Raw genomic sequence first — 14,599 nt, forward strand, 5'->3', positions numbered from 1 at the left:
ATGAGAGTTCTATTTATAACAAATATGTTCCCCGTTGCTGATTATATCTATTTCGGCATACACGTCAAAGAACAAATCGAGTCTTTACAAAAATACAATGATGTCGATGCCGAAGTCTTCTTCATCAATGGCAGGGAGAGCAAAGCGAACTACATGGATAGTGTACTGAAAATTCGCAGCAAAATTCAAACCGGGAATTTTGATCTCATCCACATACACTATGGCATTTCGGGTTTGTTCCTTTTATTTTTCACACCAAGTATTCCAGTGGTAATAACATTACACAGCGGCGAGCTTTACAGAAAGAAGGGCTGGATAAACCATATCCTGCAGAAGCGTCTGACTATGGCCGTAGTAAAGAAAGTGAGCAAGATTGTTGTTTTAAACGACGATATGAGCCGCCTGCTGAGTGTATATAAGAATAAGCTGGCCAAAATTCCATGCGGCACAGATCTTACCATATTCAAAGTCAGCCAGGTTGAAAAAAGATCCGACAAAATAGTGATCGGTTTTCCAGGCAATAAGGCCAGAAAAGAAAAAAATTATCTCTTATTCAACGAAATAGTAAGCACTTTAAGACTGTCGCACGAGGTTGAAGTGATTGAATTTCATAATCTGAGCCGGAACGATGTCGTCCGGAATCTGCACCGGCTGGATCTACTGTTAATGACCTCAACGGTCGAAGGTTCGCCTCAGATCATCAAGGAAGCAATGGCAGCCAACAAGGCAATCGTCTCAACGTCAGTGGGTGACGTAGCAGACTTGCTGAAAAATGTAAGCAATAGCCATGTGCTTAATTCCTTTAATGCCAACGACTTTATCAAACCAATCAATGACGTTATAGCACTTCCATCAGACAAAAGAATCTCGAATGGACGTGATAAGATACTAGCGATGGGCCTGGACACTAAACGAGTTGCTGATTCCGTATATCAACTCTACCAAACTGTACTATGAGAAAGATATTTCTTGTCTTATACTATACCATAGCCAGAAACCTTCCTGCCAGCTACTTTCCCATGGGCCGCTTCTTTAATCTTCTTAGGATTTCTATCCTAAGAAGATTGATTATTATCGGTAAGAATAATTGCATTCAACCCGGCTTCCGCTTCGGAATGAGGGACACGCTGTCGATTGGGGACAATTGCCAAATTAATGAAAATGTCTACATCCAATCCGCGATCATAGGAAGCTATGTATTGATTGCCCAGAATGTATCAATCTTAGCTGTTACTCACGAATTTAGCTCAACTGACATGCCCATTATATTGCAAGGCTCAACCAAACCCAATCCCGTCCGTCTCGAAGACGATGTATGGATAGGCCGCAATGTGATCCTCATGCCAGGAATTGTGATCGGTAAGGGTGCAATTATTGGCGCAGGGGCAGTTGTGACCAAAGATGTCCCGCAATATGCTATCATGGGAGGTGTTCCGGCAAAGCTGATCAGATACAGAAATAAAAATCAAACCTCCACCAATGAATTTCATCAAATATTTGACCCAGGACTGGGAAAATAATAAAGGTTATACAAAGGGTAAATTGCTAACATTCAGCTTTCGGCTGGCCAGTTACGCCAGACAAGGCAAAGTCCTAAAGTTGATCTTAACGCCCTATTTGGGCTTTTATAAATTTTGGATAGAATGGGTTTTCGGCATAGAAATTCCTTATGAAGCAACCATTGGTCGCGGCTTCAAGGTATACCATGGTAACGGTTTAGTAATTAATAAAAACGTCGTTATTGGCAAAAACTGCATTCTGAGGCATACAACAACGCTTGGCAACAAAGGAGATATTGTTTCCGACTGTCCTGACATAGGTGATAATGTCCAAATCGGGGCTCACGTCTGCATACTAGGTAAGATTACCATCGGCGATAATGCGGTGATTGGAGCCGGCAGCATTGTAACCAAGGACGTTCCACCGAATGCAGTGGTTGCAGGTAATCCTGCCAAAATAATAAGGTATATTCCCTAACAGGACAGCTGCGGATATATACCTCGCTATCTTTAAATAGCCCGCAGCTCTTTAAGGCAGCTGGAAAAAGCAGCACATTTGCACATCATTATGCAAGTCAAAAGACTCCAAAACGATCCAGACGCATAGAAGCTGGTATGATAATTTCGACCGTGAAGTGGTCCGATGACCGATAAGAAGCACTAAAAACGAGTTTCATATGGCTTGCTACCTGATCCGCCAAATCAGGTCGGCCTAATCTAAGCAATTTTGGGACATAAGATAGTAGCTGAATGACTTTAAAGGTCAAAAATCGGTTCATCTATCTATGCACTTTGCCAAACGGTCGGTGCAGGTGGACTAATTATATGCAGATTGTAGATGGCAACTAGCTAACCATAAGGAAGAAAACTTTGTTTGCAAACCGCTGCAGGGCCCTTTTGAGGACAAGCACCTGTAAGGATCGGTTTGTGCGCCGTCCGTCAACCATCCGATCTCGGCCCAGCATATTTGTCATCAAAAAAGTAAATGAAACTTTCAAGCTCAAACAAAGCATGCCCCCGGCCGATGATCCGTATGATAGTAATCGGCTGGTCGCCGTGAAGAAGGGGAAGCGAATTGAACTTGTCAAAAGGCGGTTGCGAAAGCGATAAAAAAGTCCTTTCTATTGGAATACAGTGTCGGGTAACACGATACAAAAAGGTTGCACACGTCTTTGAATTATTAAATTTGCACAATTCTAAGGACTATGTTACTGGCAAAAAGGATGAGAATTAAAGTTTTCTATCAGCGCACTTTGCAAAAGTGTAATTCAAACAGAGCCACCTTTGAAAGCGCTCGTTATCTTCCAGGTTCAACTTTGCCATAGCTGGCCTTGTCATTGCCGATAGTGATTTCATCCACGAAAATGACGCGATTATTTACCCGCACATTACCCGGTCTTTCCCAATCCCATTTGCTAATTCCAACCTTAAAATAAGGAAAAGTAGAGTCATTGTAAGTATTTGGCTGGCCCATTAGGCTAAATACAGGCTCCTTGTTTTTCCAAACTTCTATAATACCCGTATTATCGTGAGCCCACCTTATGTGGAAAACCCAATCGATCCACCGCTCTTTGGTAACTGGTCCAAGATCAATTCTCTTGAAATCGTATTTGTACTGGGGGGTGACTTTATTGCTGTCCGTTCTGATTTCTAAAACAAAATGGTCTTCCAGCACACCAAGAAAAAGAGGTGCACTTCTCCAGTTTTCTCCTGACGAAAAATCAGGCAATGCCTGCCACTCGACTATACTTTCTTCCAAAGAGTCTTTAACAAATGCTTTTGGGAAGTAAAGTGAGAAGCCAAACCACCCTTCTCTGTTCTTATTGGGTGCTCGGGCCAGCTGAGATCGAAATCCCAGAGAAGAATCATTCTTTCTTAATTCAAAACGCACCGATTTGGCACCTGCACGCTTTACAGAATCGCTTGATTGACCTGACCAGGAGCAACATAAGCTACTTTCATACCATTTTGCAATCTTACTGTCAAAATTATGATAAGCTATAACGAAGCTATCCAGCGGATAAATAATGTCCGGATCTTTATCGACTATTTCTTTATCTTCCAGATGCATCATCTTACATGCGGAAAGTACATTCAGGCATACAAAAAGTAAAATCAATTTGAACCGGCTTCCTACAACAATTTCATTTACCATTGTATTAAATTTAAGCTATTAGAATATTGTAAAGTTCGTATAAGATCTATTTGTTACAGCGATGAAAATTTGCTCAGCAAGATCCTGTACTTCTATACGGAAATAAAATTTTGAAGAGAATTAATCAACTCAGATGATGCGTAATTTCCTACGGTGTGCAGCGGATTTAATTCTCCTCGCATCAGGTTTAGAATTTTCTCCCTCAGCATTTGCTCACTGTATGCAACATGCAAATAATTAAGTCTTTCCAATTTCTTTGCCGTAGCTAGCTGATGGTCATTTCTATGTTCACCAAGCTTAGCCAGCTTGGGAAATACGATAATTGGTTTATTGTATTGCATAGCAGAAATTATTGTTCCCATCCCCGCATGGCTTACAATTAATTTTGCAGATGAAAAGTATTTGTCAAATTCAATTGGATCAATGAAATTAAATGACTTCATATTCTTTACCATATAATTTCCTTTTGAAGTTTGCGCAACAAAAGAAATTTCAGGAAGGTCTTTTGCTAAATGATCCATAATTGAAATAAGACGATCAAATGGTCCTTGGGTACCAACTGTTACAAATATCATTATAATACGTTTCCGCTAAATGTGACTTTTGAATTAGATAAATCGGGCCATTGCGTATAACTTTTATCAGCAATAGCAGCAGCAATTTTGCCACTCATTGACAGGTTTTCAACATTTGCTATGCTATCAATCCAGACCGTTTTTGCTCCAATTATTTTACCTGCAATAATACCCATTAACCCGGGCGCAGCTCCTGTTGTGATAATAATATTTGGTTTGACAGTGTAAATTAATTTTAGTACACAAACTAAGGAATAAAAAAGCTTTACCTTATTCCACCGACTAGCATCGGGAATATCATAAAACTCATATCCTTTAACTGTGTCGGCAAAACTTTTTTTGGTTGAAGCGTAGATTAATTCATGACCTTCGAAGGCAGGCTTCAGTCTTAATAGCTGGACCCAATGTCCGCCGGCGGAAGCAATCGCAAGTATTTTCATTGTGGGAGGGTTTGAACTAAATTCGATAACTATATACAAATAGACTAAACAAGACTTCTCATTAAATCCGATGCAAGTATAAAATTATTAAGTCTATCACAAACCATTTTTGGGGTAATCACAAGGATTAATAGGGTGTAGGTTGATGCGAATGGGGGCAATTTAAAAGACGTAATACACATCAATATTCTTTAAAAAAAAGTATTTCTACAACGGTTATACATTGATAATTAGATTTTGTATAAATAGTTAACATTTCATTAATAGTTAAATTGAACGCTGCGATCTCCTGTCATTTCAACTGGCAAATAATTAACGTTGAATATAGAACTATTTCGAAAAATGATCTTCCTGTACCAATTCACCAACAAACCTTAACATACTACCCCACACTTAGGACAATTGCAAGCAAGTATATGGAATTAAATGAAATTTTAGATTTGAACACCCCTTATAGAATTACGATTACCCCAATGTTCTCAAAGTTAGACCCAAAAAACTTTACATCATTTTTTTAGCTTTTATCTTAGATGCATCAATAATTGGGGCCACATAAATATTGGATTATTTGCTAGGGCAGATGCCACTTCTTATTTAAAGAAACAAGATTTCTTACGCCATCAAATATACTTTTCCCAGACTCTTTATTCAAGATCCCGCAAATTAAAACACCGCTTAAAATTTCAGAATGAGTAACAAAACGTTTGATATTCCTGTCCTGCTGATTATGTTTAACAGGCCCGAAACCACATGCCACGTCTTCGACCAAATAAGGAAATTAAGACCTGATAAACTTTACATTTTTTCTGAGGCACACAGGAAAGGTGAACACAATGAAGCTGAACTGGTCGAAACATGCAGGTACCTGGTTGACGATTCACAAATCAACTGGACATGCGATGTAGAAAGATGGTATGCCGACACCTTTATGGGACATGCAATCGGTATATCGTCAGCTATTACCTGGGCCTTTGAGACGTGTGAGAAACTAATCGTTTTACAGGATGATTGTCTTCCGCACCCTACTTTTTTCACGTTCTGCAAGCTAATGCTTGAAAAGTATGAAAACAATGACCGTGTCATGCACATATCGGGAACAAGGTGGAACCAGAATTTCGACATTAAGCACACCGATCACTTCTTTAGTCCTATCGGGCACATATGGGGCTGGGCCACTTGGAAAAGGGCCTGGAGCAAATATGATTTTTGGATGGAACAGTTTCCGGAAATGAGAAGCCAGAAAAGGATTCAAATGTTGTTCGATGATGCAGACATTGCCAGTTTTTGGAACAGTCGGCTAGAAGAAGTTTATGACGAGCATTCAAAAAAATCCTGGGACTATCAATGGCAGTATACTTTATTCATGAACTACGGCCTTGCAGCAATCCCAAATGTGAACCTTGTGAGCAATATCGGATTTGAACGTGCCAGTTATGGAATCAAACAGCTCGATAAACATTTTCGTCAAACACAAGCATGGAAGAATCTTCCCGGGCAAGTTGATCTGATCATTGACAAAAAGTACGAGCGGAATTATGCTATTAACCACTTTTTCATTAATACAGGATTGTGGAGCCGTATTTTCCAAGGATTTAAGCAAATGCTTCAATCGCTTAGTGTCAGTTGAAAAACTATCCAGCCGAATACTTACCCACATACCAGCTCATAATTTATGCAAGCATATCAAAACATTAAACCCTTCTAGTTAAACGTACCAGCCCTCAACATTATGAAGAATCACATTACAGGAAATCTTTCCATAATGCACCTATGGATGGACATTTCTCTTCTAAATTTGTCCTATGCCCTATCTGCGCCGTTACTTCTTGGCCAAGACAGTCTTTTGAACGATCTCTCATCAGTCAACTTGCTTCTCTACGGCAACTTATTTTGGGTGGTCTGCCTCTATGTGGCCAAACCCTATGTCTATACGCAAACAACTTATACGAGCCATAGACATTTGGGAAAGCTTGTTATTGCAATAGTGCTGCATCTCTTATTGATGGAGACACTGCTTTACAGCACCAATGGTACCATGGGTGTAAGAGAAAACTTTGTTTTTATCTCTTTCCAACTATTTAGTGGTCTATGTATTGCGGCACATCTAGTAACAATATTGACGGTCCAATACCTTCAAAAAGCAGGGTTTAATCGAAAACGATATGCAGTGGTGGGAAAAGGCGATTTGACTGACTTAGTAAACTATTATGATCACAAGCACCGCGATATTGGATACCAATTCTGCGGAACTTTTGAGATGAGCGGCCAGCCGCCACAGATCGATCATCTGGAGAATTTCATAGAAAGCCAGCGGCTGGACTATCTTTATTGCTGCCTGGCAAAAATGAATCGCGAGCAGGTGCAAAGTGTTATCAAACTGGCAGAGCGGAAGAAAACACAGGTCTGCCTTATCCCTGATTTCATGGGCTTTGAAGTTAATAAATTCAATTTAGAGTTCGATGAAACGTATCCACTCATCAACGTTGATCCTAAGCCGCTTTCCAATATTGGTGAGCAGATTATCAAACGGGGCTTCGACCTGAGTTTTTCAGCTATTGTTATGGTTCTGGGATTTCCTGTTTTTCTTCTGATCATGCTGGCCGTAAAACTATCCTCAAAGGGAACTATATTTTTTCTGCAAGAGCGTACAGGCAGGTGGGGCAAAACTTTCAAGATCATCAAGTTTAGAACCATGCGCATGGATGCCAATGAATTTGGCCTGCAACACTCTCTTGGCCCAAAGGATCCTCGCATAACACCTATCGGAAATCTGCTACGACGCAGTCGCCTAGATGAGCTGCCACAATTTTTAAATGTATTGAAGGGCGAAATGTCGGTTGTAGGGCCGCGCCCGCTACATAAATACGATGTAGATATGCTCATGCAAGAAGCCAGTCATGATTTTCAAAAAGCACTCACAATAAGGCCGGGTATTACATCGATAGGTCAAATCAAAGTGGGCTATGCAACCAACATGTCCGAAAACCTACACCGCCTCAAATATGATATTTTATACTTAAATACATATAGTCTCACTACTGACTTATATCTGATCTGGCTAACTATCCAAGTCATTCTGTTAGGTAAGGGCAAGTAGAGCGCTAATCAAAACTGCTTACCGGCTCTTCTTATTTGCTGTAATCATTGCCAGCCTCCCATCCGTTTACGCAGCATTTACACAGACCCAATCATTTCTTGATTGGGTCTTGTTTTGTTTGTACCACCAGCATAAAATACGAATTAATTCTATACGAAAACATATTTTAAGCGCGGATTTGCCGTCATTTCTAAAACTATTTTGATTACTCAGGCATAGTAATCAAAATGTTGCTACATTGGATACACGACAACATAGAAGTAGTATGTGCTAGTAGTAGCATTTACTTCTATCTCTATGTTGGTTGACTAAAACAACCCACCAATCTAGAAGTACATGCAAAATCCTATGAACCCTAGTTTTTACCCGAGCGCAAACAAATCATGCAAGTCCACAAGAATTATCAGAAAATTTATTTTAATCAAGTTTGGTCAAGTTAAGCTAATAGCGAAACCCGAATTTGTAATTAAGTCTTTATTACTATTTATTATCTGTCTTGTTCTTGTCAGTTGTAAAGATCCTGGCGTTAAAGAACTGGATCAAAATAGCCTTAATGCGACCAAAAAAAATGATGTGAGTGCTAGAAATGCGGGATCTTTCGCAGAGGATCTCAAACCAATTATCCGCTACAATTTTGATACTGAGATTGGAAGTTGGTACGAGAACTCTACTTGTTGCCCATGGTCGCTCTCATTAAACAGCTTAGTTGCGAGGGCAGGCTCAGGCTCTATCAAATTTGACCTTCGAAGAGAGGACAATATTCAGAATCCGCGCACCGAGCTTGGTAGAGAACCAAATAACAACCAAGAAAGCTGGTATGGTTTTTCTTTGTTCTTTCCTGCCTCTTTTATTAAGGATCCCATTGAGGAAAGCATTGTGCAATGGAATTCCAGACCCGACTTGAAAGAGGGCGAGTCATGGAGAAGCGCCCCATTGTTTTTAGGAATATTAAACGATCGCTTTGTTTTGGAAGTTCGAAGCGATTCAAATAGAATAACAAAACAGGGTTATTTCTCTTTCAATCGATTAGATCTTGGCCCGGTGGAAAAGGAAACGTGGCACGACTGGGTGTTTCACATCAAATGGGCTTATGACAACACAGGGGTGATCGAGGTGTGGAAAAATGGGCAGCTGATATTAAGCCGCTTAAACCAGCCCAATTCCTACAATGATGCCATGTTTCCGTATTTTAAAGTAGGAATCTATAAATGGGACTGGGCCACGAAAGCCACGGTAGGGATTGACAGAAGAACAATGTTTGTTGATGAGATCAGCATTGGCAATCACACGGCAGATTTCAAGCAGGTCTCCCCACAAGCCACTCCGCTTCCTGTCACGCTCGCATCGTTCACGGCGGCAAAGCTTGGCCTTGTTTCACAATTAAAGTGGAGCACTGCTCAGGAAGTGAATGCAGAGCGTTTTGTTATTCAAAGAAGTAGCAATGCAAAAAACTGGCAAAATGTGGGTGAAAAAATGGCCATTGGAGCAAGCAGCAATCTGATCAACTACGCCTTTACAGATCAAAAACCTGTCAAGGGGACAAGTTACTACCGATTAAAAATCGTTGACAAGGATCAGACCTTCGCATACAGCAGCATTAAAAGCCTGAAATTTTAATTACGGTGGTTAGAAACATTGCCCGAGCATAAATAAAAATGGAGCTGTCCTTTATAGAACAGCTCCATTTTTATTTATCTGTATACGGATCTACCGAACATTAACAGAAGTATAGTAAAGTTGCAGTTTAACACCCGGATTGCTGTTACGCTGATCGCCAATCACAAGCCGCGCCGCGCTCTTACTAAATTCCGTATTATATTCAGGCAAAGTCCTGTCGGTTTCGGTATTAAATGGTGAGGTCCTGAGCAAAATGCCAGTTGTGTTCTCGCCACTGGTAGCCATAACTGACGTCAGGTACCCGCTCAAATCAAACTCATAGTATGCCGTATTATTAAGCAGGTCAACGGTATAAGTGCCAGATTTAATATTACCTCGCAAATCTCTAAGTGGCTCAGGGAACCCTTCGGCTCCCAAATAATACTCATTATTTTTATCAACTAAATAAGCATATAATGTAGAGGGGGCAGGATAAAAGTTGGTCACCGAGGCCTGCAATGGTGTCACACGCAAAAAAGCTTTATTGACAACAGTGTAGGGATTTAATTTCAAATCCTTTACGGTGGGTAAGTCCACCCGTGTGGCAACGGCCAAACCAGCCTGGATGAAAGACATATTGCCGGATTGCGACGATGGCAGCGACTGTCTGCTGGTAGTAGGCAACTTTGTTAGCTGAGTGCCTTTTCTGTCAGCAAGGATCTGATTGTAACCAATACCGGATTTAATGACCGTAGAATCCTTTGTAATTCCGTCATCACCCGTTAAATGATAATGAAGCTGAACTGAGGTGTTGTCATCAGAGAGCGTAAAACCGATGATAGGCCCGTTATCCGTAGCGCCTGGGATCAATACCAAACCCTTGACGAGGTCAATCCATTCGGTATTGCTTGGAAGCTCATTGTTTTTACCCATCTGAAAAATCTGCTTACCCAAGTTGTCAGAAAGACGGATTTTAACTGTTCCACTTGATTTTGGTGTTGGCACCACCCTTATTTTTCCCAGTGCGGTTGCCTCATACGGCGTGCTGTTAGAATTATAGTACGCTCGTTTATCAAGCATATTTGCCAACAGCTTGTGCACTGCTATATTCATGGCAATTGTCGTATCGCCATGCGCATAATTATCATATTTTAAGGATAGCGTCAGCGAATCATACACAGCTAATTGGGGCACAACGATTGCGTTGTCGATAGTCGGCTGAAAAAATGCAGTTGCCTGATATTTACCCAAATAAGGATCAATATTTCTTCCTACCAAAAGACGCGATGGTCCGCCCGTCATTACCGAGTCGGCAGCAAGCGTGGAAAGTGTTACCGTAGATGTATCTGAAAACTGCACAGCAAAATCGTCAACATTAGGTTGTACGATCGCTTCAATCTCGTCACCCGAGGGTTCACAACCAGCAAACGAGGTTGCTACTCCCAATATTATCAATAATCTAAAAACCCTTGAAGATCTTTTAAGAATATGCGAATTGAATTTCATTTAGTGCAAGAACAGTAAAAAGTGCAAAATTATCATATGTAATCTTAATTACAACATCATTAGGACAAATGCGGCAAATTAAAGCAGCTCGTCTTGGTTGCAACAAAAACCCAAAGGCCAACGTAAGGGTTAAAAATGAGATGAACCAGCGCTATGGTGCCATCCTAACGAGCCGCTGATTGTAGTTACGCCAAAGGGCGGCCGAAAGTGGCAAACATGGTAGATAAACGTAAAAACAAGCCAGGCTATTTTAAACCAAACACAATGAAGCTTATGACAACAATACGGATGATGCCATCGTTGAAAAGCAGCACGGAAGGCTAAACTTTTAGACAAAAAGTAACATATAATTTTACTTAGCAGTATCAAGATGTTATGTTTGCAAAAAATTTCAAGTAGCGACTGCTGATTTTGAAGCATTAATCTTTACAAAAGGCATTATCCAAGAGCCCGATTATTCACCATTTTTCTATTGTATCAATTAGTCAAACCATATTTTTTACATGTTTAATACCTTAAAAAAGACTTCATTAGCCCTTCTGGTTGCTTCAACCGCATTTATTTCCCTCAGTTGCGATAAAGATGATCCCGAAGCAGATAAATTAGGAAACTGGTACAGAGCAGGCATCCCTAGTTTCGGAGGATCAGCCAGGGCTCGCGCAGTAAGCTTTGTTATTGGAAATAAAGGATATATCGGAACAGGGCTTACAAATGAAACTGTTCAAAGAGTTAAGGATTTCTGGTCTTATGACGCAACAACAAAAATCTGGTCACAAGTGGCTCCGTTTGAAGGATCAGGAAGAAATGATGCTGTGGCTTTTGTAGCGAGTGGCAAAGCCTATGTTGGTCTAGGTTTCGATGGCGTTACCACAGTTGATGGCGGATACAAGAAGGATTTTTATCAATACGATCCTGCAACCAATAAATGGACCAAGAAGGCTGACTTCGCCGGCGGAACGCGCCAATATGCAACTGCGTTTGTAACGGATAACAGAGCATATGTTGGTCTTGGATGGAACGGCAGTGGCTACTACCAGGATTTTTACGAATACAATATACAAACCGATAAGTGGACTGAAAGGGCAACCTTTACAGGTGGAAAACGCAGAGGCGCACTTGCATTCACAGTTGGTGGTAAAGCATATGTAGGTTTTGGCCAGACCAATTCCGGAAGCGCAGAGCCAAAAGATCTATACAGCTTTGATCCTGCCGGAAACAGCGGAACCGGCGCATGGACAAGAATGGAAGCCAACACGAATGATGACCTCACAGGTAGAACTTACGCTTTACCATTGGTTATCAATGACAAAGCTTATATAGTTGGTGGAACTGGTAAGTCTGACACATGGGAATATACGCCGGGTACCAACACATGGGTTCAGGTTGCAACTTTCGAAGGTGGGCAAAGAGCTTTTCCTGCCGGGTTTGCAATCGGTAATACAGGTTACGTAGGAACGGGAGGAAGCATTACCGACGATTTTTGGGCATTCGATCCAACTGCCCCGGTAAACGCTGACGATAACCTGTAACTGTGAGTAACAGGAAGAAAATCTTTGTTATTATAGGCATACTGGCCTTTGCTGCTGTTACTTATATCTTTCTTTTCAAAGGAGATACAGGTGCAGGCGGCAAAGGCCTTCGCCGTTTAAAGGCAGAAGCTTTCCGGCTTGATTCAGGGTGGGGTTACAGGATCCTTGATAAAGGAACACCCATCATAGAGCAGAAAAGCATTCCCGGAATACCGGGCAACAACGGCTTTAAAGATGAAAAGTCTGCGCTGAAAACGGCTAAGCTCGTAGAGCATAAACTGGAAAGAGGCATTTTCCCGCCGTCTGTATCGGCAAGCGAGCTGGATAGTCTTGGCATTGAGTATTGATTAATCCTGGTCCTTTACTATTCCGCTAGTGCGTCCCGCTTGAACTGGTAATGTCCCATGACCGGGTAATGGTCGGAGTAATCTACCTGATTGAAAGTAGTAAAGTCTTGAATTTGAAGCCTGTCGCCACTATAAAATTGGTGATCTATGCGGATAAAATAAGGCAGACGATTGAAAGTAAAGCCAAACCCCTCCCCTTTTTCTTCAAAGCCGTTTCTGAGAAGGCCCCGCATTTTACTGTAAACATATCCATAGGGAATCTCATTGAAGTCTCCGCAAACAATAACCGGATATGGTGAGGCATTGATCCAGGATTCCAGCGCGCTCATCTCAGAAGCTCTTCGCACAAAACCAGTCCGCATTCGTGTGAATGTGTTCTTTCCTTCCTTTTTGACGCCGTCCATCTGCTTTTGACGAACGAGTGTGCTTAGCTTCAATGTCATCGAGTAAAGGTGTACAGCAATTATGCGGACCGTATCGCCCTTAATTTTAATGTCCGCCTGCAACATTCCATTTTGTGCTTCGAAAATCGTGTCCCTTTGGGCAATGATGGGGTATTTTGAAAAAACGGCAAGCCCCCAGGAGTGGGTATGGTTCTCTGCTTTATTACGGCTATAAAATGCGGTGTGCACATATCCGCTGCTATCCAAGGCTTTATTGATGTTGAATAACCTTCCGCGGTCACTAAAATATTCCGACATGCAAAGAATATCCGCATCCGACGAAGCCACCCAGCTTTTCATATTGCGGACGCTTTGCCTGACATCGGGACTCTTTAAATCTTCATTTAGGCGAAAGCTGTGCACGTTATAGTTCATTACAGAAAATGACTTGCGAAGCTCCTGCGGATCAGCCTTGTGGCCAAAAGAATAGGTTCTGGAAAGAAAAAATCCCGCCAATGCAAACATAGTCAGGGGCAGCAGCGCCTTTTTTCTTTCCACAATAAACCAGGTCGGAATGCTGAACAGGTGAATGATTACCACCACCGGGAAAGACATCATCATGAATCCCGCAACCCATCCTTTGAGCGGAATCCACAGTATCAGTATGTAAATCAGCAGGGTATAAAAAGTGAAACACTTATATAAGAACCACAGAAACTTTTTTAACCCTTTCATTAATTCAAATATCGCATTTTTTAGCAAAAATAGGCGATAGATATCAATTTAGAAGACATCGCCAGAACTTGTACAAATGATAAAATATTTTTACCTTTGCAAATAATTCTATTTTGATCGATTGATTGAGGGGGTCTTAAATCCCCTTTTTTATTTGCAGTAAGCCGTACATGACAATAAAAGAGCAGTTGGAAGCTTTGCTGGAACCCCTTCTTGAGGATGGCAACTGTTTCCTTGTAGATATCATCATTAAGCCTTCCAAGGTAAGTCAAAAAGTGTCAATTCTTGTCGATAGCGACGAGGGGATTACCATTCAGCAATGTACATCCATCAGCAGAAGATTGGCCAAGCAGCTGGAAGAGCTGGAAGTTTTTGCAGACGCCTACACACTTGAAGTTTCATCACCGGGATTAGACCAACCTTTGCTTTTGCACAGGCAGTACCAAAAAAACCTGGGCAGGAATTTAAAGGTTACATTGAAAACGGGAGAGGTGATTTCAGGAACATTGATCGAGGCGAGTGAAGAAATTGTTAAATTACAGTTACCTGCACCTAAAAAGAAAACGAAAACACCCATTGATCCAGCTGAGTTGATCCGGGACATTCCGTTTGACGATATTTCAAAGGCTTTAATAGAAATTTCTTTTAAATAAAGTTGCAAGCCAGATAAGATCTCTGATTTGTAATCAATTATATAATATGTATAACTTAGTATCAGCAAATATCTATAACATAAG

The 14,599-nt window shown here is 41.1% G+C and carries 14 protein-coding genes; 9 read left to right on the forward strand and 5 right to left on the reverse strand.

Annotated features, from left to right (window positions below):
• The 3 genes from B5X68_RS26650 to B5X68_RS26660 all read left to right on the forward strand — a co-directional run bounded on the left by B5X68_RS26650 (position 1) and on the right by B5X68_RS26660 (position 1,977).
• Positions 1-957, forward strand: coding sequence for a glycosyltransferase (locus tag B5X68_RS26650; RefSeq protein WP_170916739.1), 957 nt, complete (start codon positions 1-3; stop codon positions 955-957).
• Between the two features lie 299 nt (positions 958-1,256).
• Positions 1,257-1,520, forward strand: coding sequence for a DapH/DapD/GlmU-related protein (locus tag B5X68_RS29525; protein ID WP_374754826.1), 264 nt, complete (start codon positions 1,257-1,259; stop codon positions 1,518-1,520).
• Positions 1,480-1,977, forward strand: coding sequence for a serine O-acetyltransferase (locus tag B5X68_RS26660; RefSeq protein WP_082217823.1), 498 nt, complete (start codon positions 1,480-1,482; stop codon positions 1,975-1,977). The genes B5X68_RS29525 and B5X68_RS26660 overlap by 41 nt, the downstream gene beginning before the upstream one ends.
• An 819-nt stretch (positions 1,978-2,796) precedes the next feature.
• Here the strand turns inward: B5X68_RS26660 and B5X68_RS26665 are convergent.
• The 3 genes from B5X68_RS26665 to B5X68_RS26675 form a co-directional block, all read right to left on the reverse strand.
• Entirely contained in the window at positions 2,797-3,654 is an 858-nt protein-coding gene (locus B5X68_RS26665; RefSeq protein WP_082217824.1) for a polysaccharide lyase family 20 protein, read from the reverse strand.
• A gap of 92 nt (positions 3,655-3,746) precedes the next feature.
• The gene (locus tag B5X68_RS26670) at positions 3,747-4,229 is read right to left on the reverse strand and encodes a glycosyltransferase (RefSeq protein ID WP_082217825.1); all 483 of its coding nucleotides are present in this window, start codon (positions 4,227-4,229) and stop codon (positions 3,747-3,749) included.
• Positions 4,229-4,669 (reverse strand): glycosyltransferase family protein, encoded by a 441-nt coding sequence (locus B5X68_RS26675; protein ID WP_082217826.1) that lies wholly within the window; start codon positions 4,667-4,669, stop codon positions 4,229-4,231. The genes B5X68_RS26670 and B5X68_RS26675 overlap by 1 nt, the downstream gene beginning before the upstream one ends.
• A gap of 688 nt (positions 4,670-5,357) precedes the next feature.
• Here B5X68_RS26675 and B5X68_RS26680 point away from each other — a divergent pair.
• From B5X68_RS26680 to B5X68_RS26690, 3 genes are all read left to right on the forward strand, one after another.
• Positions 5,358-6,296 (forward strand): hypothetical protein, encoded by a 939-nt coding sequence (locus tag B5X68_RS26680; protein ID WP_082217827.1) that lies wholly within the window; start codon positions 5,358-5,360, stop codon positions 6,294-6,296.
• 102 nt (positions 6,297-6,398) lie between these two features.
• Complete coding sequence (locus tag B5X68_RS26685; protein ID WP_082217828.1) at positions 6,399-7,766, forward strand: exopolysaccharide biosynthesis polyprenyl glycosylphosphotransferase; 1,368 nt, start codon at positions 6,399-6,401, stop codon at positions 7,764-7,766.
• A gap of 573 nt (positions 7,767-8,339) precedes the next feature.
• On the forward strand, positions 8,340-9,383 hold the full coding sequence (locus B5X68_RS26690) for a polysaccharide lyase family 20 protein (protein ID WP_170916740.1): 1,044 nt from the start codon (positions 8,340-8,342) through the stop codon (positions 9,381-9,383).
• A 90-nt stretch (positions 9,384-9,473) separates the two neighbouring features.
• Here B5X68_RS26690 and B5X68_RS26695 read toward each other — a convergent pair whose 3' ends face one another.
• Positions 9,474-10,808: a DUF4270 family protein gene (locus B5X68_RS26695; RefSeq protein WP_170916741.1), complete on the reverse strand. Its 1,335-nt coding sequence runs from the start codon at positions 10,806-10,808 to the stop codon at positions 9,474-9,476.
• A gap of 563 nt (positions 10,809-11,371) precedes the next feature.
• Here B5X68_RS26695 and B5X68_RS26700 point away from each other — a divergent pair.
• The gene (locus tag B5X68_RS26700; protein ID WP_082217831.1) at positions 11,372-12,397 is read left to right on the forward strand and encodes a Kelch repeat-containing protein; all 1,026 of its coding nucleotides are present in this window, start codon (positions 11,372-11,374) and stop codon (positions 12,395-12,397) included.
• A 2-nt stretch (positions 12,398-12,399) separates the two neighbouring features.
• Complete coding sequence (locus B5X68_RS26705) at positions 12,400-12,744, forward strand: DUF4907 domain-containing protein (protein WP_082217832.1); 345 nt, start codon at positions 12,400-12,402, stop codon at positions 12,742-12,744.
• Positions 12,745-12,761: 17 nt separating this feature from the next.
• Here B5X68_RS26705 and B5X68_RS26710 read toward each other — a convergent pair whose 3' ends face one another.
• Positions 12,762-13,862, reverse strand: coding sequence for an endonuclease/exonuclease/phosphatase family protein (locus tag B5X68_RS26710; RefSeq protein ID WP_082217833.1), 1,101 nt, complete (start codon positions 13,860-13,862; stop codon positions 12,762-12,764).
• 170 nt (positions 13,863-14,032) lie between these two features.
• On the opposite strand from B5X68_RS26710, the gene rimP reads away from it, so the two are divergent.
• Positions 14,033-14,515 (forward strand): ribosome maturation factor RimP, encoded by a 483-nt coding sequence (gene rimP / locus B5X68_RS26715; protein WP_082217834.1) that lies wholly within the window; start codon positions 14,033-14,035, stop codon positions 14,513-14,515.
• Positions 14,516-14,599 lie beyond the last annotated feature (84 nt).

Origin of the sequence: Dyadobacter psychrophilus (genome assembly GCF_900167945.1) — a bacterium.
Taxonomy (GTDB): Bacteria; Bacteroidota; Bacteroidia; order Cytophagales; family Spirosomataceae; genus Dyadobacter; species Dyadobacter psychrophilus.

What these genes read in the sequence shown, in the direction of transcription:
- B5X68_RS26685 (WP_082217828.1), top strand. Translation starts at nt 6,399, where the DNA reads ATGAAGAATCACATTACAGGAAATCTTTCCATAATGCACCTATGGATG.
- B5X68_RS26665 (WP_082217824.1), bottom strand. Translation starts at nt 3,654, where the DNA reads ATGGTAAATGAAATTGTTGTAGGAAGCCGGTTCAAATTGATTTTACTT.
- B5X68_RS26700 (WP_082217831.1), top strand. Translation starts at nt 11,372, where the DNA reads ATGTTTAATACCTTAAAAAAGACTTCATTAGCCCTTCTGGTTGCTTCA.
- B5X68_RS26650 (WP_170916739.1), top strand. Translation starts at nt 1, where the DNA reads ATGAGAGTTCTATTTATAACAAATATGTTCCCCGTTGCTGATTATATC.
- B5X68_RS26670 (WP_082217825.1), bottom strand. Translation starts at nt 4,229, where the DNA reads ATGATATTTGTAACAGTTGGTACCCAAGGACCATTTGATCGTCTTATT.
- B5X68_RS26680 (WP_082217827.1), top strand. Translation starts at nt 5,358, where the DNA reads ATGAGTAACAAAACGTTTGATATTCCTGTCCTGCTGATTATGTTTAAC.
- B5X68_RS26660 (WP_082217823.1), top strand. Translation starts at nt 1,480, where the DNA reads ATGAATTTCATCAAATATTTGACCCAGGACTGGGAAAATAATAAAGGT.
- B5X68_RS26675 (WP_082217826.1), bottom strand. Translation starts at nt 4,669, where the DNA reads ATGAAAATACTTGCGATTGCTTCCGCCGGCGGACATTGGGTCCAGCTA.
- rimP (WP_082217834.1), top strand. Translation starts at nt 14,033, where the DNA reads ATGACAATAAAAGAGCAGTTGGAAGCTTTGCTGGAACCCCTTCTTGAG.
- B5X68_RS26710 (WP_082217833.1), bottom strand. Translation starts at nt 13,862, where the DNA reads ATGAAAGGGTTAAAAAAGTTTCTGTGGTTCTTATATAAGTGTTTCACT.
- B5X68_RS29525 (WP_374754826.1), top strand. Translation starts at nt 1,257, where the DNA reads ATGCCCATTATATTGCAAGGCTCAACCAAACCCAATCCCGTCCGTCTC.